Annotated in this window: 16 protein-coding genes; 9 read left to right on the forward strand and 7 right to left on the reverse strand. The window is 64.8% G+C overall.

Annotated elements, in window-relative coordinates; all coding sequences use genetic code 11:
• The first annotated feature begins 78 nt into the window (after positions 1 to 78).
• The 4 genes from EOA78_RS07425 (at position 79) to EOA78_RS07440 (ending at position 3464) form a co-directional block, all read left to right on the forward strand.
• Positions 79 to 855 (forward strand): alpha/beta hydrolase, encoded by a 777-nt coding sequence (locus tag EOA78_RS07425; protein ID WP_127314555.1) that lies wholly within the window; start codon positions 79 to 81, stop codon positions 853 to 855.
• Between the two features lie 4 nt (positions 856 to 859).
• A complete protein-coding gene (locus EOA78_RS07430; RefSeq protein WP_127314556.1) occupies positions 860 to 2002 on the forward strand; it encodes a benzoate/H(+) symporter BenE family transporter in 1143 nt (380 codons plus the stop codon).
• A 117-nt stretch (positions 2003 to 2119) separates the two neighbouring features.
• A complete protein-coding gene (locus EOA78_RS07435; RefSeq protein WP_029347463.1) occupies positions 2120 to 2605 on the forward strand; it encodes a DUF2852 domain-containing protein in 486 nt (161 codons plus the stop codon).
• Between the two features lie 100 nt (positions 2606 to 2705).
• Positions 2706 to 3464, forward strand: a complete 759-nt coding sequence (locus EOA78_RS07440) for a M48 family metallopeptidase (protein WP_127314557.1) — start codon at positions 2706 to 2708, stop codon at positions 3462 to 3464.
• A 9-nt stretch (positions 3465 to 3473) separates the two neighbouring features.
• Here EOA78_RS07440 and EOA78_RS07445 read toward each other — a convergent pair whose 3' ends face one another.
• Positions 3474 to 3692, reverse strand: a complete 219-nt coding sequence (locus EOA78_RS07445) for a hypothetical protein (protein WP_065011512.1) — start codon at positions 3690 to 3692, stop codon at positions 3474 to 3476.
• Between the two features lie 111 nt (positions 3693 to 3803).
• On the opposite strand from EOA78_RS07445, the gene EOA78_RS07450 reads away from it, so the two are divergent.
• From EOA78_RS07450 to EOA78_RS07470, 5 genes are all read left to right on the forward strand, one after another.
• A complete protein-coding gene (locus EOA78_RS07450; RefSeq protein WP_127314558.1) occupies positions 3804 to 4463 on the forward strand; it encodes a phosphoribosylanthranilate isomerase in 660 nt (219 codons plus the stop codon).
• Positions 4464 to 4543: 80 nt separating this feature from the next.
• On the forward strand, positions 4544 to 5794 hold the full coding sequence (gene trpB / locus EOA78_RS07455) for a tryptophan synthase subunit beta (protein ID WP_127314559.1): 1251 nt from the start codon (positions 4544 to 4546) through the stop codon (positions 5792 to 5794).
• Between the two features lie 2 nt (positions 5795 to 5796).
• Positions 5797 to 6636 carry a tryptophan synthase subunit alpha gene (gene trpA, locus EOA78_RS07460; protein WP_127314560.1) on the forward strand — a complete coding sequence of 280 codons (840 nt, stop codon included), beginning with the start codon at positions 5797 to 5799 and terminating at the stop codon, positions 6634 to 6636.
• A 36-nt stretch (positions 6637 to 6672) separates the two neighbouring features.
• On the forward strand, positions 6673 to 7599 hold the full coding sequence (accD, locus tag EOA78_RS07465; protein ID WP_127314561.1) for an acetyl-CoA carboxylase, carboxyltransferase subunit beta: 927 nt from the start codon (positions 6673 to 6675) through the stop codon (positions 7597 to 7599).
• A 116-nt stretch (positions 7600 to 7715) separates the two neighbouring features.
• Positions 7716 to 9041 (forward strand): folylpolyglutamate synthase/dihydrofolate synthase family protein, encoded by a 1326-nt coding sequence (locus EOA78_RS07470; RefSeq protein ID WP_127314562.1) that lies wholly within the window; start codon positions 7716 to 7718, stop codon positions 9039 to 9041.
• Between the two features lie 231 nt (positions 9042 to 9272).
• Here the strand turns inward: EOA78_RS07470 and EOA78_RS07475 are convergent, their stop codons facing one another.
• The 6 genes from EOA78_RS07475 to tsaE all read right to left on the reverse strand — a co-directional run bounded on the left by EOA78_RS07475 (position 9273) and on the right by tsaE (position 18965).
• Positions 9273 to 9554, reverse strand: a complete 282-nt coding sequence (locus tag EOA78_RS07475; RefSeq protein WP_127314563.1) for a cupin domain-containing protein — start codon at positions 9552 to 9554, stop codon at positions 9273 to 9275.
• A gap of 130 nt (positions 9555 to 9684) precedes the next feature.
• Complete coding sequence (trxA, locus tag EOA78_RS07480) at positions 9685 to 10008, reverse strand: thioredoxin (protein ID WP_091592579.1); 324 nt, start codon at positions 10006 to 10008, stop codon at positions 9685 to 9687.
• A 74-nt stretch (positions 10009 to 10082) separates the two neighbouring features.
• A complete protein-coding gene (gene addA, locus EOA78_RS07485) occupies positions 10083 to 13595 on the reverse strand; it encodes a double-strand break repair helicase AddA (protein WP_127314564.1) in 3513 nt (1170 codons plus the stop codon).
• The gene (gene addB, locus EOA78_RS07490; RefSeq protein WP_127314565.1) at positions 13592 to 16711 is read right to left on the reverse strand and encodes a double-strand break repair protein AddB; all 3120 of its coding nucleotides are present in this window, start codon (positions 16709 to 16711) and stop codon (positions 13592 to 13594) included. The genes addA and addB overlap by 4 nt, the downstream gene beginning before the upstream one ends.
• Entirely contained in the window at positions 16708 to 17457 is a 750-nt protein-coding gene (locus EOA78_RS07495; protein WP_127314566.1) for a nucleotidyltransferase family protein, read from the reverse strand. Before EOA78_RS07495 ends, addB begins: the two co-directional genes overlap by 4 nt.
• On the reverse strand, positions 17454 to 18965 hold the full coding sequence (gene tsaE / locus EOA78_RS07500) for a tRNA (adenosine(37)-N6)-threonylcarbamoyltransferase complex ATPase subunit type 1 TsaE (protein ID WP_127314567.1): 1512 nt from the start codon (positions 18963 to 18965) through the stop codon (positions 17454 to 17456). Before tsaE ends, EOA78_RS07495 begins: the two co-directional genes overlap by 4 nt.
• Position 18966 lies beyond the last annotated feature (1 nt).

Here is an 18966-nt window from a genome sequence, read left to right on the forward strand (position 1 = left end):
GTACCAAACGAAGAAACTTGCCGAGCACTTTTCGTTGAACCGCCAGCTGTGTCAAAAGACTTGCGTGAGGAGTTCGCCGTGACCGCACCGGTTTTTCTCGATGTCGACGGAACCAGCATCGCTGTCAGGCGCGCTGCGGGTGCCGCGCCAGGCATTGTCTGGCTCGGCGGCTACAAGTCGGACATGCTGGGCACCAAAGCCGAGAAGCTGGCGGAATGGGCGAGCGGGCAAGGCCGGGCATTCCTGCGCCACGACTATTCCGGTCATGGCGAATCGGGCGGCGCCTTTGCCGACGGCACCGTCTCGAAATGGCTTTCGCAAAGCCTCGCTGTCTTCCGCCATTTCACGCAAGGCAGGCAAATCCTGGTCGGCTCGTCGATGGGCGCATGGATCGCGCTGCGCATGATCCAGGAATTGCGCCAAGAATTGCACAAGGAAGGCCAGAACCGCATCGCCGGCCTGGTGCTGCTGGCGCCGGCGCCGGATTTCACCGCAGAGCTGGTCGAGCCGGCGCTGACCAAAGCGCAGAAGCGCGATCTTGCCAAGAAGGGCTTTTTCGCGGAGCCGTCGGACTATTCGGCCGAGCCTTACATCTACACCCGAGCGCTGATCGAGGATGGCCGCAACAACCTGACAATGAACGGGCCGATCGACACCCATTGCCCCGTCCACATATTGCAAGGGCTGGCCGATGCCGACGTGCCGCCGAGCCATGCGCTGAAACTGGTCGGCCTGCTGCCGGCCGACGACGTCACGCTGTCGCTGATCCCCGACGGCGACCACCGCCTGTCGCGGCCTCAGGATCTCGACATGCTGGTGCGGGCGGTCGACGCCATGGTGCGGCAGGCAGGCTAGGGACATGCGCATTTCCATTCCGGTATCCGCCTTCGTCGCGGCGATTGTCGGCTTCGGCGGCACGCTGGCCATCGTCATCGCCGCCGCCAAGGCGGTCGGCGCGACGCAGGTCGAAACCGCGAGCTGGGTGACGGCGATCTGCCTCGCCATGGCGATCGAGAGCCTGTGGCTGTCATGGCGCACCAGGATGCCGGTCATCGCCGCATGGTCGACGCCGGGGGTGGCGCTGATCGCGGCATCGAGCGGCTTTTCGATCGGCGAGGCCGTCGGCGCCTTCATCGTCACCGGGATTTTGCTGATTGCCACCGGCCTGTTCAGGCCTCTGACCAAGCTGATCGCCAGGATACCGGCCTCGGTCGCGTCGGGGATGCTGGCCGGCATCGTCGTCACCTTCGCCATCAATGCGGTGAAGGCCATTCCCGTCGACCCGTGGCTGATCCTGCCGCTGATCGCCGCCTTCTTTGTCATCCGCTTGTTCAATCCGGCGCTCTCGGTGCTGGCGGTGCTGGTCGGCGGCGGCGCTGCCGCCTTCATCACCGGCCGGGTCGGTGGCCTGCCGACCCCGGAACTTTCGACGTTGACGCTGATTGCGCCGCAGTTCACCGTCACGGCGATCATTGGCCTGGCGCTGCCGCTTTATCTCGTCACCATGGCCTCGCAGAACCTGTCCGGCCTCGCCGTGCTGAGGGCCGCGGGCTATCACCCGGAACCTGGCCCGCTGATCGGCGTCACCGGCCTGCTTTCGCTGCTGTCGGCGCCGTTCGGGGCCTCGACCACCAATCTTGCGGCGATCTCTGCGGCGATCTGCACCGGCCCCGATGTGCATCCCGATCCGGGCGAGCGCTGGAAGACCGGTCCCTTCTACGCGCTTGCCTATCTCGTCTTCGCCATTTTCGGCGCCTCGCTGGTGGCGATCTTCGCCGTGCTGCCGCAGAGCCTGATCGTGCTGGTGGCCGGGCTGGCGCTGATGGCGCCGCTCGCCAACGCGCTGTCGATTGCCTTGAAGGAGGAGAGCGAACGCATGGCCGCCACCGTCACCTTTGCCGCCACCGCCTCGGGGCTGACGCTTTTCGGCGTCGGCGCGGCATTCTGGGGGCTGATCGCCGGTTTGGTCGTGCTTTTCCTCGAAACCCTCAAAAAGCGATAATCATTTCAGCCGCTTGTCCGGTTTTGGCCGGCACTGTCTTGAATCGCCGTTTTTCCCATCCCATTTCGATTCCACGCAGCCGGGATTGGCTGTCTCCAACTGAAGGATTGGGAGAAAATGAACACATCTGCATTGATCCGTCCGGCCTGGACGCCGGCGACCATCGCACTGATGGTGATCGGCTTCATGGTGTTCTGGCCGCTCGGCCTCGCCATGCTCGCCTACATCATCTGGGGCGACCGGCTTGACGGCTTCAAGCGCGACGTCAACCGCGCGACCGACGGCATCTTCGCCGGCTGCCGCCGCGGTTCCGACAGAGCGGCGCGCTGGGGCCACGGCTCCGCCCGCACCGGCAATGTCGCTTTCGACGACTGGCGCGAAAAGGAACTCGAGCGGCTCAATGAAGAGCGCCGCAAGCTCGACGAGATGCTGAGCGAGTTCGACGAATATGCCAGGGAATTGCGTCGCGCCAAAGACCAGGAAGAGTTCGATCGCTTCATGGCGAACCGCAACAAGCCGACATCTCCTACAACTGGTGGATCGACCGGCTCGACGGGGACTGGCAACGGTGGCAAATCCACGCCAGGCCTACTGGACGAGTAACGCACTTGGCCTGATATAAATAATCAAAAACGGCGTCGCGTCAGCGGCGCCGTTTCGTTTTTGTTCTATTCGTTTTCCTCGAATCACGTATCGTCCCGCCATGTCATTCGGCTTCTTCCGCCACCTGACCAAACCCAGGCCCGCCCCCGTCGTGGAGCGGGAGCATTGTGTTGCCGGCCGCACGCTGCCGCTCAAGATCGTCGAGAGCGACCGGGCACGGCGCCTGACGCTGCGCATCGATTCCGGCGGACGTGGTCTGCGCATCACCGTGCCGCCGGGCCTGCGCCGAGGCGAAGTGGAAAAATTTCTCGATCGCCATCAGGACTGGCTGGAGCAGCGGCTGGCCAAGGTGCCCAACCGGCCGCAGGTGCGGCCGGGCATCAAGATACCGGTGCGCGGCGTGCCGCATCGCATCGTTCATGAGCCTTCAAAACGCGGGACCGTGACGCTGTCGCGCGACGAACGCGGTCCGCTGATGATCGTGCATGGCGATCGCGTGCACCTGCCGCGCCGCATCGCCGATTTTCTCAAGCGCGAAGCCAAGCGCGAGATCGAGGCGCTGGTGGTCAAGCATACCGGGGCGGTCGGCAAGCGCGCCAAGGCAATCCGCTTTAAGGACACGTCGAGCCGCTGGGGATCGTGCACGTCGGAGGGCAACCTGTCGTTCTCCTGGCGCATCATGATGGCGCCGCGACCGGTCATAAACTACCTCGTCGCGCATGAGGTGGCGCATCTCAAGGAGATGAACCACGGCCCAAAATTCTGGAAATTGTGCGAGCAGCTCTGCCCCGACACCGAGCGCTGCAAGGATTGGCTCAAGCGCAATGGCGGCGTGCTGCAAGCGATCACGTTCGAGTAGATCGCCCGATCAGTCGTCGTTGGCGGCGTTGAGCTCTTCAGGACGCAAGCCCTCGTCGGTATGGCGCGGCCATGGCAAGAAATTCTTCTCGAAGGCATCGTTGCTGAAATAGTCGAGCGCGCGGTGTGCCTCGGCGCCATTGAAGGCGGCCTTGTCCATCAGATGCGCGATGACCTCGCGGGCCTGCGCGAGCTTTTGCCTGAGTTGGGCGACGGTTTGGTCTGCCATGCTTGTTTGCTCCCGCCTGTGCTGTCTGAAGTAAGGTAGCGCGTTCAGCGCTGGTGGCAAACATGGCGCTTTTTCTCGACTCTTTTGCCGTTTCGTGCCAATCCCCGCGTCATGGCGCTTGACATCAAGATATGCGGATTGAAGACCGGCAAGGCGTTGGCCGCGGCATTGGCCGGCGGCGCCAGCCATGTCGGCTTTATTTTCTTTGCCAAAAGCCCGCGCTATGTCGAGCCGGCGGAAGCCGGCCGCTTGCGCGAAGCGGCAATCGGCAAGGCCAAGGCGGTTGCCGTGACGGTCGACGCCGGCGATGCGTTTCTGGATGAAATCGTCGAAAAAATGCGCCCGGACATGCTGCAGCTGCATGGCTCGGAAACACCCGAGCGGGTGGCCGAGATCAAGGCCCGCTATGGCCTGCCGGTGATGAAGGCGCTGCCGGTCAGCGAGGCTGCCGATCTGGAGCGGATAACACCCTTCGTTGGCATTGCCGACCGTTTCCTGTTCGACGCCAAGCCGCCGAAAGGTTCGGAACTGCCGGGCGGCAACGGCATTGCCTTCGACTGGCGCCTTCTGGCCGGCCTTGACGCAGGCGTCGATTACATGCTTTCCGGTGGGCTCAACGCCGCCAATATCGGCGACGCTTTTCGGCTTGCCAACCCGCCCGGATTAGACATTTCCTCGGGCGTGGAAAGCGCGCCGGGCGTCAAGGATCCGGCGCTGATCGAACAGTTTTTCCGGGCTGTCAGAGCCGCGCGGGATACACGCGCAGCCTGAAGGATAGAACCCAGAGCATGTCCCGGAAAAGTGGAAACCGGTTTTCCGACAAGGACATGCTCCAAAACAAGAAGTAGGCGATGAACAAGCCGGCGATACCCAATTCCTTCCGCACCGGACCCGACGAACAGGGCATGTTCGGCATCTTCGGCGGTCGTTTCGTTGCCGAAACGCTGATGCCGCTGATCCTCGACCTGGAGCGGCACTGGAACGAGGTTAAGGACGACCCGGATTTCAAGGCCGAGCTGACGGACCTTTCGACCCACTATGCCGGAAGGCCGTCGAAGCTTTATTTCGCCGAAGGCCTGACCAGGCATCTTCGCGAGGTTTCCTCGGCGAAGGGTCTGGGCGGCGGCGCGAAGGTCTACTTCAAGCGCGAGGATTTGAACCACACCGGCTCGCACAAGATCAACAACTGCCTCGGCCAGATTCTGCTGGCCAAGCGTATGGGCAAGAAGCGTATCATCGCCGAGACCGGCGCCGGCCAGCATGGCGTGGCGTCGGCCACCGTTGCGGCGCGTTTCGGCTTTCCGTGTGTCGTCTACATGGGCGCTACCGACGTCGCCCGGCAAAGTCCGAACGTCTTCCGCATGAAGCTGCTCGGCGCCGAGGTGCGGCCGGTGACCGCCGGTCACGGTACGCTCAAGGACGCCATGAACGAAGCTCTCCGGGATTGGGTGACCAATGTCGAGGACACCTATTACCTGATCGGTACCGCCGCCGGCCCGCACCCCTATCCGGAGCTGGTGCGCGACTTCCAGTCGGTGATCGGCACCGAGGCGCGCGCCCAGATCCTGGAGCAGGAAGGCCGGCTGCCGGACACGATCATCGCCGCCGTCGGCGGCGGCTCGAACGCCATCGGCTTGTTCCATCCCTTCCTCGACGACAAAGAGGTTCGCATCATCGGCATCGAGGCCGGCGGCCGCGGCCTCGATGGCATCGAGCATTGCGCCTCGATGAGCGCTGGCGCGCCCGGCGTGCTGCACGGCAACCGCACCTACCTCCTGCAGAACGCCGACGGGCAGATCATGGACGGGCATTCGATCTCGGCCGGCCTCGATTATCCGGGCGTCGGACCGGAGCATTCCTGGCTGCGCGACAGTGGCCGCGTCGACTATGTGCCAATCCTCGATGACGAGGCGCTGGAGGCATTCCAGCTGACGACACGCGTCGAAGGCATCATCCCGGCGCTCGAATCCGCCCATGCCATCGCGCATGCGGTGAAGATTGTACCCGGCATGGACAAGGACCAGATCGTCATCGTCAATTTGTCCGGCCGCGGCGACAAGGACGTGCATACGGTGGCCAATATGCTGGGCATGGAGATCTGATCATGACCACCCGCATCGACCGCCGCATGGCCAAGCTCAAGGCCGAGGGCCGCCCGGCGCTCGTCACCTATTTCATGAGCGGCGACCCGGACTACGACACTGCCTTGTCGATCATGAAGGCGCTGCCCAAGGCAGGCGCCGACATCATCGAAATGGGCATGCCGTTTTCCGATCCGATGGCCGACGGCCCGGCGATCCAGGCGGCCGCCCTGCGCGCGCTGAAAGGCGGCCAGACGCTGGTCAAGACGTTGAAGATGGCGTCGGAATTCCGTGCCGCCGACAATGAAACGCCGATCGTACTGATGGGCTACTACAATCCGATCTACATCTACGGCGTCGACCGCTTCCTCAGGGATGCGCTGGCCAGTGGCATCGACGGGCTGATCGTCGTCGACCTGCCACCGGAAATGGACGAAGAATTGTGCATTCCGGCACTGAAGGCCGGCATCAATTTCATCCGCCTGGCGACGCCGACCACCGACGACAGGCGCCTGCCCAAGGTGCTGCAGAACACCTCCGGCTTCGTCTATTACGTGTCGATGACCGGCATCACCGGCTCGGCGCTTGCCGACACCGACAAGGTGGCGGCGGCGGTCACGCGCATCAAGGGGCATACCGACCTGCCGGTCTGCGTCGGCTTCGGCGTAAAGACCGCCGAGCAGGCACGCATCATCGGGGCGTCAGCCGACGGCGTCGTCGTCGGCACCGCGATCGTCAATGCGGTCGCCAATGTTCTGGGGCCGAAGGGCGAAAAGACCGCCGATCCGGCCGAGGCGGTCGCCACGCTGGTCAGCGGGCTTTCGCAAGGCGTGCGCGCGGCCCGCCTTGCTGCCGCCGAATAGTCTTCCTACGTCTTCGTCAGGACAGGAGCCGAAGCGATGAACTGGATCACCAACTACGTTCGCCCGAAGATCAATTCGATGCTCGGCCGGCGCACCGACATGCCTGAGAACCTCTGGATCAAGGATCCGGAGACCGGCGAGATGGTCTTCCATAAGGACCTGGAGCAGAACCAGTTCGTCATCCCGTCCTCCGGCCATCACATGAAGATCTCGGCCAAGGAGCGGCTGAGATTCTTCTTCGACGACGGCAAGTACGAGATGCTCGAAAACCCCAAGGTGGTGCAGGATCCGCTGAAATTCCGCGACGAGAAGCGCTACACCGACCGGCTGAAGGAGGCCAAGGCCAAGACCGGGCTGGAGGACGCCATCATCAATGCGGTGGGGACCGTCGAGGGCCTGCCGGTGGTGGTGACCGTGCAGGACTTCGCCTTCATGGGCGGCTCGCTCGGCATGGCAGCCGGCGATGCCATCGTTCGTGGCTTTGAGATCGCTGTGCAACGCAAGCGGCCGCTGATCCTGTTCGCGGCCTCCGGCGGCGCCCGCATGCAGGAAGGCATCCTGTCGCTCATGCAATTGCCGAGAACCACGATCGGCGTCGATCGGCTGAAGGAAGCCGGTCTTCCCTATATTGTCGTCCTGACCAACCCGACCACCGGCGGCGTCACCGCCTCTTACGCCATGCTGGGCGACGTGCACATCGCCGAGCCCGGCGCGCTGATCGGTTTTGCCGGGCCGCGCGTCATCGAGCAGACCATCAGGGAAAAACTGCCCGACGGCTTCCAGCGCGCCGAGTATCTGATGGAGCACGGCATGGTCGACATGGTGGTGTCGCGGCTGGAGATGCGCCAGACGATCGCGCGGCTCCTGAAAATGCTGCTTAAGCTGCCGGAAGAAGAAAAGCCGCTGGAACCGGAAATTCTGCCGCCGGTGGCGCTCCCGGCGGAAGCACGCCCGCAAGCCTGACGCGACATTCGTCGTCGCGAACCGCGATTGCGCGCCATCTGTGGCGCTGTAGCATCTTGATTCGCGCATGATGCTTTCCGATTTCGATTTTCGGGGTCATGCGCTAGGATTCTCCCATGACCACGCTTGCAGCCGACCGCGAAATCGAAAGCCTGATGTCGCTTCATCCGAAGGGCTTCGATCTTTCGCTCGACCGCATTTCGCGGCTGCTGGAGCGGCTGGGCAATCCGCAGGACCATCTGCCGCCGGTCATCCACATCGCCGGCACCAACGGCAAGGGCTCCTGCGCCGCGTTTTCGCGGGCGCTGCTGGAAGCATCCGGCCACCGCGTCCATGTCCACACATCGCCGCATCTGGTGAACTGGCATGAGCGCTACCGGCTGGCCGCCGACGGCGGCGGCAGGCTGGTCGAGGATAAGGTCTTCGCCGACGCCATCGCCCGCGTCGCCAAAGCCAATGAAGGCCAGAAGATCACCGTCTTCGAAATCCTCACCGCCGTCACCTTCCTGCTGTTTTCCGAATATCCGGCAGATGCCGTCATCATCGAGGTCGGCCTTGGCGGCCGCTTCGATGCCACCAATGTCATCAGCGAGCCGGCGGTGTCGGTGATCATGCCGGTCTCGCTCGACCACGAATCCTTTCTCGGCGATCGTGTCGAACTGATCGCCGCCGAAAAAGCCGGCATCATCAAGGGCGGTTGCCCGGTGGTCATCGGCGCGCAGGAAAGCGAAACGGCGCTGCAGGTGCTTATCGAAACCGCCGAGCGGCTCGGCTGTCCCGCCTTCGTCTATGGCCAGGATTTCCTCGCCTTCGAGGAAAACGGCCGGATGGTCTATCAGGACGAAGACGGGCTGATGGACCTGTCGCCGCCGCGGCTGCCAGGGCGCCACCAGTTCGCCAATGCGGCGGCGGCGATTGCGGCGGTCAAGGCGGCGGGCTTCGAGATCAGCCATCGCGTCGCAGACAAGGCGATGGCCAATGTCACCTGGCCGGGGCGGATGCAGAAATTGCCGCAAGGCAGGCTGACGGAACTGGCGCCGAAGGGCGCCGACATCTGGCTCGACGGCGGCCACAATCCGGGCGCCGGCGTGGTCGTCGCCGAAGCACTTGCCGAGCAGGAGGAAAAGAACCCGCGGCCGCTGTTCCTGATTTCCGGCATGATCAACACCAAAGACCAGAGCGGCTATTTCAGCGCCTTCAAGGGGCTGGTGCGGCATGTCTACACGGTGCCGGTGAGCCTCAGCGAGGCAAGCGTGCCGAATGACGAACTGGCGATCCGCGCCGTCGAGGCCGGCCTTTCGGCCGAACCGGTGAGCTCCGTCGCCAATGCGCTGATGCTGCTGCGCGACACATGGGACGGACCGCCGCCGCGCATCCTGATCAGCGGCTCGCTCTATCTGGCCGGCGCGGTGCTGGCCGAAAACGGCACACCGCCGACCTGATCTATTCTGCCGGACCTCCGGTACGAAGAGGCCAGAACAATTCCAGGAAAAGTGCGTCGCGGCTTTCCCGGGAAAAGCGCGTCGCGCTTTCCCTAGGGAATTGCGTAAAACAAATACTTAGAGCGGTTCGGCGGTTCTATCGAAAGCTGAACGGTCTCGAACGCGGGAGCGATTGCCAAGTCATTGCGCTTCCTGCCTCAAGCGGCGATGTTGCGAGGGCCTGCTCCCGCGTTACTTCAGCTCGATCTCGATGAAGGCATACTCGCCCTCATTGGCGTTGATGACGTCATGCTCCACGCCCTCCTTGCGGAAATAGGGCGCCCCCTTCTTCATTTCGGCGAAGGATTCGCCGTCCTTGGTCAGGAGCTTGAGCTTGCCGTCCATCAGCGGCACGATGACGTAATCATGGGCATGACGGTGCCAGCCGGTGTTGTCGCCCGGCGCGAAGCGGTATTCGGTGACGATAACGCGCTCATTGTCGATGAAGACGGTGGCCGTGGCGGATCCGGTCATATCGTTCTCCTGCCTTTAAGCCAGACAAGAACATGAGGCGGCAAGTGGCGAGTGCCAGATCGGCAGTTCGGTGACGCCAACAAAAAGCCCGGCGCGAGGGCCGGGCTTGTCTGCGAAATTCTCAATCGGATCAGGCGAGATTGCCGTTGATCCAGTGGGACAGCGCCGTCTTCGGCGCGGCGCCGACCTTCATGTCGGCCATTTCGCCGCCCTTGAAAATCATCAGCGTCGGGATCGAGCGCACGCCGAACTGCGCCGCAAGCTCGGGATTCTCGTCAATGTTGAGCTTGGCGATCTTGACCTTGCCGCCGAGTTCGATGGCGATGTCTTCCAGCGCCGGCGCGATCATCTTGCAGGGGCCGCACCACTCCGCCCAGAAATCGACGACGACCGGCTCCTTGGCGTCAAGCACATCGGTCTGGAAATTGCTCTTGTCGACCTTGACGGTGGCCATGCGAAAATCCTTTCGAGAGTTATTGTCGCACCAAATGTGGTGGTGATCGCGCCCTTCTTCAAGCAGCTGTTGTGTCACGCTCCCGTGAGTCGGGCAAGAGCGTCGTCCATGACCGCCGGCGGCAGCTCGATCAGCCGTGGTGCTTCAGTGAACAGCAGCGCCGCCGAGACCTCATGCTCGGGATAAAGCGGCTGGAGCAGCGCGCGATAAAGCGCGAGCTGCAGGACATAGGCCGGTGGAACGTCCGCAAGGGTTGCGGGCGCTGGCCGGTTGGTCTTGTAATCGACGATCGACACCTTGCCTGATGTGACCGCCAGCCGGTCGATCTTGCCGGAGATCGAGCGCAGCTTGCCCTTCACCTCCAGGCTGCCCATGACCGCGACTTCAGCGCGTGAATTCGACGCGAACAGCTGATCGAAGCGGCTGTCGGCAAGGATCGTCACCACCGAGGCCAAGGCCTTGTCGCGCTCGGTTTCAGGCCATTGCGCCCCGGCGCGCTTGAGGTAGCGTTCCGCGGCATAGCGGCGTTCGGCCTCCGCAATGCCCGGCAGCATCTGCAGCAACTTGTGCAGCGCCAGCCCCCGCATCACGGCAAAGCCAGGCTCCGCCTCGGTGTCCAGCACAGGCGAGCCGGTGTCGATCACCGCTTGCTTGGCCTCGTCGATCAGCACCGAGGCGCCGGACGGCGACAGCGGCCGCGGCAGATCCTCGAAGGGCGGCAAGGGCTGGAACAGGCTCTTCGGCAACGGCTCGAACTGTGTCGTCTGCCGCGCCTCTTCGGCAGCCGCATGTCCGACCGGCGGCAATTTTGTCACGTGAAACCGATGCACGGTCTCGCCGGTGGCGGGGTGCTGCCGCTCAGCACTTTCGGGGGCGCCGACCAGCGCGCGGCTGACGATCGAATGCCAGGTGCCGGCGTTCGGTGCCCGCTTGCCGTGATAGCCGCAGACGATCAGCCGGTCCTCGGCCCGGGTCATGCCGACATAGAGCAGCCGGCGGTACTCGTCGTCGGCCAGCTCGCGAGCGCGGGCCGAAGCGGCCCGCGAAAATCCATTGGCGACATCGCTGGCCGAGCGCCAGAGATAGCCCTTGCCGTCCCAATGGTCGCCCGAGCCTTCGAACGGCATCAGTCGCGGCAGATGCTGGTCGCTGAACGGGGCAGAACCGCCGTCGACCAGGAACACGACAGGCGCCTCCAGGCCCTTGGCGGCATGCACGGTCATGACGCGAACCTCGTCGCGGGTCTGGTCCATTTCACGCTTGATCTCGGGGCCGGCATTTTCCAGCGTCGACAGGAAGGATGCCAGTCCCGGCAGGCCGGTCCGTTCCTCGGCCAGGCAGAAGCTCAGGAACTCGTCGAGGATGTCGCCGGCTTCCGGCCCGAGCCGCGCTATCATCTTCTTGCGCAGGCCGTCGCGGGCGAGAGCCCCGGCATAGAATTCGAACACCGGCTTGAATGCGGCTTCATCGGACCAAGTGTCGAGTCGGGCAGCGATTGCGGCCAAGGCAGCGCTTTCACCGGCATGCTGCCTGAGCGAGGCGATCAACGAGAGGCCGGACGGCCGCTCGCCGGCAAGCGCGAAAAGCGTCTCTTCCGAAACATCGAAAATCGGGCTGCGCAGCACGGCGGCAAGCGACAGATCGTCCTCAGGCTGGACGAGAAAGTGGCCGAGCGCGATCAGGTCCTTTACCGCAATATGGCCGGGCAGGCTGAGCCGGTCGGCGCCGGCGACAGGGATGTCGCGGCGCTTCAGTGCGCGCGTCAGCGCATGGACGAAGCGATCGCGCTTGCGCACCAGCACCAGCACGTCGCCTGGCCGAAGCTTCTTGCCGCGGCCTTCGATGATTTCGCCGGCGCCGATCCAGCCGGAAATGGTCGCCGCGACGTTTTCGGCAACACGCACCGCCGGCGCATGGGCGTGGTCGACGGCTTGCGTCCAGTCGTCAGGCTCGTCAACGGCGTCGGCACCGATCGACGGCCAGACCTCGACATAGCCCGGCGCATCGGTGCGGATCGCCTTGTGGTTCAGCGGGTCGGGATCGTGGCTGATGCCGCGCCGCACGACCGGGTCGGCAAAGACACGATCCACCGCCGCAAGCACGTCGTCGGTCGAGCGGAACGACCAGGTCAGCTTCAGATCGGCGAAGGCGGCGTTGGCGTCGCGCACCTTTCCGGCAAACAGCAGCCTTGAGTCGGCGAAGGAGTCGGGCGCCGCTCCTTGAAAGGAATAGATCGACTGTTTTTCGTCGCCGACGGCAAAGACCGTGCGGTGAACCGTGTCGCGCGCGCCGAGCCCGGCAAAGAATTCCTCCGCCAGCCGCTTCACCACCTCCCATTGGTCGGGACTGGTGTCCTGCGCCTCGTCGAGCAGGATATGGTCGATGCCCTGGTCGAGCTTGTATTGCACCCAAGGACCGGCGTCGGGCCGCGCCAGAAGATTGACCGTTCGGGTGATGAGATCGTTGAAGTCGAGAAAGCCGCGGGCGCGCTTCAAGTGCTCGTAGCGGGCGATCAGCCAGTCGGCGATGGTCAGCGCGGCACGTGTGCCCTCGACCATCCTGAACAAGGCCAATCGATCGGAGATTTCGAGAATGGCATCGGCCGCCGAGAGATAGCGCTCGGCAAGATGCGGCAATCGGTCGAGCAACGCCTTCTTGAACGTCTTTGCCGGCTCATAAGGCTCGCCATCGGCTCGCAGGAAGGCTTTTGCCAACAATTGCAGCCGGCGAACCGGATCCTTCTCGGCGAGGGCAAGATGGGCGTAGGGCAGCAAATTGTTCAGCACGATGCGGGCATCGGCGGCTTCGGCAGCGCGGGCAAAGGTGACGAAATAGTCCGGCAGGAAGCCCGGCAGCGGCCAGACGGACGCCGCCAGGCCTTCGGCGGTCTGGCCGGCGCGAAACCTAAACTCGTCGAACAGCGCGCGGAAGCTATCACCGCCGGCAGCGCTGATGAAGGCGCGCAAGCCGTCGCGCTTGCGCACGATCTCGGCCAGCAAGGCGTCGAGCCCATGTTCGCCGCCGCGTTCCAGAATGGCGGCGAAAGCCTCGGCCAGCCCCGCATCGCCGGCGGCAGTGCCCGAGATCATGTCGCGGCGGGCGGCGGCGAAGAGCGATGCCTCCATCTGGGGATCGAGCATTTCGAAATGGGCCGGTATGTTGGCCTCCAGCGGAAACTGGTGCAGCACCGATTCGCAGAAGGCGTGGATGGTCTGGATCTTCAGCCCGCCCGGTGTCTCGAGCGCCTCGGCGAACAGCCGGCGCGCGCGGCGCACGGTTTCGCGATCGGGCTGGCGACCGTCCAGCGCCGCTATCCTTGCCGCCAGTTCGACGTCGCCAAGCGCCGTCCATTCCGACAAAGTCGAAAACACCCGGTTCGACATGTTGGCGGCGGCGGCGCGGGTGTAGGTCAGGCACAGGATCTTCGACGGATCGGTGCCGCGCAGCAAGAGCCGGATAACACGCTGAGCCAGCACATGGGTCTTGCCCGATCCGGCATTGGCCGACACCCAGGCGGAGTTTTGCGGGTCGGAGGCGCTTGCCTGGCTGGCGGCGGTGTCGGTCGGGATGGGATAGGCCTTCTTCATGCCTCCCCTCCCTCGTCGTCGGCGTCGCCGCCGGCAGACCATTCGAGCACGCGGGCGAGATGGTCGTAGTCGCCATCGGTCTCGCCCTCGCGGAACGGCAGCGCGCGCGACAGATAGAAGGTCGCCGGGTCGGCATAGTGGATCAGCAGCTTTTCAAGCCGCACCCAGGCCTCCTCGGCGAGATCGGCGGCGGTTCGCGGCTTGCGGTTGTATTCGAGGATGGATTCCTCGAACACCTCGCCGTTCGGTTTCAGCCTGATGAAGGCCAGCTGCGACGGCTCGCGCGCGCCAAGCCCCTTGAAGGCGCCGCGGCTGAGCAGCGCGCCTTCGAGCGCCAGTTGCGGCGAAAGGAGCGTATGAGCCTGCGCCTTGGACGGCGAGGAGCCGGTCTTGTAATCCAGGATGTCGGCCATGCCGCCGGCCAGGAGATCGACACGATCGGCATAGCCGGACAGCGTCACGCCGGACTGGCCGACGCCGGTTTTCTCGGCGCGCTCCTCGGCGTGCCGCATTGTCACGGCGAAGGCGCGGCCGCGCTCCCATTCGATGATGCCGGCGGCGAGCTTTTCGAAGCGCGGCCACCACACCGCCTCGACATCGGGAGGAAGGGCGGCCTCGGTAAAACATGCGCGGCCGGCGGCGATAAGACCATCCAGCGCCTCCGGCACAAGCGGGTCGGCGACCCTGGCCGTGAAGAGGTGCAGGATGGCGTGAAACAGCGTGCCGCGCTCGGCGGCGCCCGGGTCGCGGATGACCGGATCGAGCGGCATCAGGCCGAGAATCCTCCTGGCATAGATGGCGTAAGGGTCGCGGCGCAGCGTCTCGATTTCGGTGACGGAGAAATGCTTCGGCCGCACAGTCAGCGGCGGCTTCGGCTGCGGCCGCGGCGCGAAATCTCTCCTTTCCGCGGCATCGAGCGCCCGTGCCCAGGACAGGAATTCATCACCACGCCGGCGAAGCACCGCCGCATGGTCCTTACCGATGAACGTCAGGAGGCGCTGTAGCCAGCGCGACGGCACTGCCGGCGCGTCGCCGGAGCGGGCGGAGCGCGCCAACACCACTTTCTTCGCTCCCATGGCCATCTGGAAATCATGGGCGGCCAAGCCGATGCGCCGTTCGGGCGGTTCGAGATCGATGCCGGTCTTCATCAGACGCGACATGAAGCGGTCGCCTTCCGGCTTGCGCGGCCACACGCCTTCGTTGAGCCCGCCGACGACCAGTGTGTCGACGCTCTGCAACCGGGCTTCCAGTGCACCCCAGATGGCGATGTTCCGGTCGGTGCCTTGTGCCGGTTTGACGGTTTCGGGCGCGATCAGCGCCTCCATCACATCGGGCCATTCGTCAGCCGCGAAGGACAACGGCGCCGAGGCGGCGACCAGCCCGCGCAAAAGCTCGGCAAGCTTCTCGCCGGCGTCGCCGGCATAGAGTTCGCTCAGGCTGCCGTCCGCGGTGCGGCCTAAACTTTCGAGCGCGACGACACTGGCCCGGGTCAATTCGGCAAGATCGGCTTCGGCTTGACTGCGAAAGGCGGTCAGCGGCGCCAGAGCATCGGCAAGGCGAACGAGCAATTCGCGGGCGCGCTCGATGTTTCGCACAGTCAGGCGGGAAAACCAGAAGGGCGGCCGGGTGCTGCCCAGGCCGGTGAGGCGGGCCTCGAATAGCTCCGGCAGCGAGGCGACGTCGGGGCGGCCGGTGCCGCCGCGCAGCGCCACCAGTTCGACGATCTCCGCCGCGTGACGGACGCTTGTGCGTTCCAGGCCGAGGCCAAGCAGCGGGTGCTTGAGCAGCGACAGCAGAGCGACCGGGTCGCCGGGCCGGAACGCGGCCTGAAGCGCCAGCCTGAGCAGGCCGGCGGCTGGCGTGTTGATGAGCGGCGCGCCGCCCGAATCGTCCGCGACGACACCAAACCGCAAGAGCTCGACCGAGACGCGCCGCGCCAACGCGCGGTCGCCAGTGACGAGTGCGGCGCGCTGGCCGGGCTGTTCGACGGCGCGTTTGAGCGCGACGGCGATAGCCACCGCTTCGTCGCGCTCGCCGGCGGCTTCGAGTAGCGTCACGTCGGCGAAGGCCTCGGTGATATCGCCGGCCGTAAAGCGGGCGCGCGTCTGCGCCCACAGCTCGGTGGTCTCAGCCGGCCGCAGCGCTTCGCCGACAAGAGCGGCGCGCAGCGCGAGCGGCCTTTCGGCAACGGCGATCTCCCCGACATCGCCGCGCAGCACGCCGATCTTGCCGATCAGTTTTGCCAGGCCGTATTGCGGGTGGCCAAGCAAGGCCGGCCGGGCGCCAGGTGCGGCGATCGCCGCGAAAGACGGCTCATCCAGCATCAGGTCGAGGCCGGGCAGCACGACGGCGCCGCTGGGCAGGCCGGCGATCACCGCAAGCAGTTCGGCCGTGGTAGGAATGGACCCGGTGGAGCCGGCGGCGATCACCGGTCCGGCCGGCGGATTGCGCTTTAGCCGTGCTGCTTCCAGCCTTATCAGCGCATTACGATGCGCGGCCGGGTTGGAGCGGTCGCGTTCTTCGAGGAGATTCGGCCAGTTTTCGGTGACGATTCTCAGGAAGTCGAGTGTCACTTGCCACCAGCCGGCGAGGTTGCCGGTCACCAGATCGGCGAGCCTGGTCCAGTCCGTACCTTCCGTCTCGATTTCGTCCATCAGCCGGGCCAGGTCGCGCGCCAGCCAGATGGCGTCGGCGGCGGAGGCCGGCACGACGATCTCCTCGTCGAAAAGTGCCGCGACATGCGCCGGCAGGCGGCGTTTCCAGGCGCGAACCAGCGGCGCCAGCAGCAGCAGCCGCTCGATTGCGGCGATCGGCGGCGCGAGGTCGATTGCCGCCGATGCGTCGGTCTCGAACGCGGCCTCGTCCTCGTCGAACTCGCCGAGCGGGCGGATGACCGGCAGGATAGCCGAGCGGCTGCCCAGACGGTCGACGAAAACGCCGCGCAGCGCCCGCGCGGCGCGGCGCGTCGGCACGTAAATGGTGGCGTCGGCCAGCGCCAGCGGGTCGCAGTCGAAGCGGAAATCGGGAACGAGCCGCCCTGACAGCAGAGCCTCGGCCAGCGTCGGCAGAAACGGCGCTCCGGGCGGGATTGAGAAAACGCGGCGGGAGCCGCTCATTTCAACTCGGTGAAGGCGCTGGGCGACTCAGCAAGAGCGGCGGCAACCGCCGCTTCCGCAAGCAGAATGGCGTCGGGCGTGCCGACTGTGATCCAATGGCCCTGCATCACCATACCGAACAGGCGACCGGCAGCGATGGCCGCATCGAAATAGGCGTTGAGCGAATGCGGCCCGGCCGGCGCATCCTTGAAAAGCCTGGGATGGACGATCGCCGCACCGGCATAGATCAGGCCTGTCGGGTCGCCTTTCGAACGCCGCAAGGCGCCGTCCGGCGACATCAGGAAATCCGTGCCGCCGCTGTGTCCGGTTGCTGACTGGGGATCCGCGAGCATCAGCAGAATATCCATTTTCGCCGCGTCCCACGCAAGGGCGAGGCGGGCAAGGTTGGGCACGCCGCTGTCGATCCAGAAGGTGTCGGCGTTGACAATGTAAAAAGGAGCCCCTCCCAGTTCCGGCAAAGCATGGACGATGCCGCCGGCGGAATCGAGCAGTCTTTCGCTTTCATCGGAAATGACGACCCGCGGGGCGCGGCGCGCGGCGACATGGGCGACGATCTGTTCCGGAAAATAATGGACGTTGACCACGGCCTTGTCGACGCCGGCGTGGGCCAGGCTGTCCAGGCTCCAGTCGAGCAGTGTCTTGCCTGATATCTTGACCAGCGGCTTCGGCATCGTGTCGGTGATTGGCCGCATGCGCTTTCCCAGCCCGGCGGCAAGCACCATTGCGGTCTTGAGGCGCGCCGTCACAACGACCGTTCCTCCAGCAAGCCGTGGGCGGCGTAGAAATCCCGCAAGTTGGCTAGCCCGGGATGCGCCAGCGCTCGCCGGAGATAGTCGCGAATGCGCGGCAGGTGTTTTAGATAATAGGGCTTGCCGTCGCGCTTTTCGAGCCGGACGAAAATGCCGAGTATCTTCGAATTGCGCTGCGCCGCCATGATCGCATAGGTCTCGACGAATTCGTCTTCGTTGAAAGCGCCAGCCTTATGGCGCGCAGCGATATAGGCATCCAGCGTCCGCCGCTCGATCTCAGGCGAAAGCGTAACGCGCGCATCCATGGCCAGCGAGGCGAGATCGTAAGCGGACGGGCCGATCAGCGCGTCCTGGACATCGACGATGCCGAGGCGATCGTGGCCGGTACGCTCGCCGCGCCAGATGATGTTCGGCGAATGAAAGTCGCGCAGCATAAGCGTGTATTCGCGCCCTTCCAGCCGGTTGAGGACCGCATCCCATTCCCTGTTATAGCCGGCGCGCAAAGCATCGCTTGCCGGGCCGCCTGATATCGCCGGCACATACCAGTCGACCAGCAATTCGGCTTCGATCATCATGGCGTCGCGATCGAAAGGCGGCACGTCGTGAAAGACGCCGGGCGCGACCTCGATGCGATCGGGCCATGCCTTGCCATGCATCATGGCGAGCAGTTCGGCCGCCGCCGCGTAGCGCTCCGCCACCGGCTGACCGTGCTGGCCGAGAAATCGCTCCGAGCCGAGATGCTCGAGCAGAAGAAAGCCCTGGTCCAGGTCCTGCGCGTGGATCTCCGGGGCGCTGATGCCGCCGGCCCGCAACGCCCGGTCGATAGCGACGAAAGCCGAGACGGATTGCGCGGTGTGGGCGATCACCGCATAGGGCCTGCCGTCGCGGACCGGCGGCCCGAGCACCAGCCGCGGCGAGTTCATCAACACGCGCGGCGGCAGGCCGGCCAGCGAGACGATCTCATAGGAGCGGGCCGAGGCGTCGCCGATAAAATAGCGTCTCTGCGCTTCGCCCCAGCCAGCTCTTTCGAGAAAATCGCGCATGGCCAGCGATCGCGCCGCGCGCTCGAAGGCAGCGCCTTGTCCCGACAATCTCGCCAGGCGCCCGTCGTCCTGATGGACAAGTTCGATCAGAGCCGAAGTCTCTGGCAAATAGTCCTCTGCCCGTTCAGGCCATTCGACCAGGGCAGCGCCTTGCACCAGTGCTTCGTCGAAACCCAGTTCATCCAGTTCGGACGCCGAGGACAGGCGATAGAGGTCGAAATGATGGACTGGAATGCGCGCCTCATAGCTCTGGACGAGCGTGAAGGTCGGGCTCGGCACGTCGAGACCGGAATCGTCGGTCATTGCCCTGATCAGCGCCCGCGCCAAACTCGACTTGCCGGCACCGAGATCGCCTTTGAGCGCAAGCACGTCGCCGGGTTGAAGCGACATGGCCAGATCCTCGCCCAGCCTTGCGGTCGCAGCCTCGTCGGCGAGAAAACGCTCCAGCACCACGCCTGCCATC

It is taken from the genome of Mesorhizobium sp. M5C.F.Cr.IN.023.01.1.1 (genome assembly GCF_003997585.1).
Taxonomy (GTDB): domain Bacteria; phylum Pseudomonadota; class Alphaproteobacteria; order Rhizobiales; family Rhizobiaceae; genus Mesorhizobium; species Mesorhizobium wenxiniae.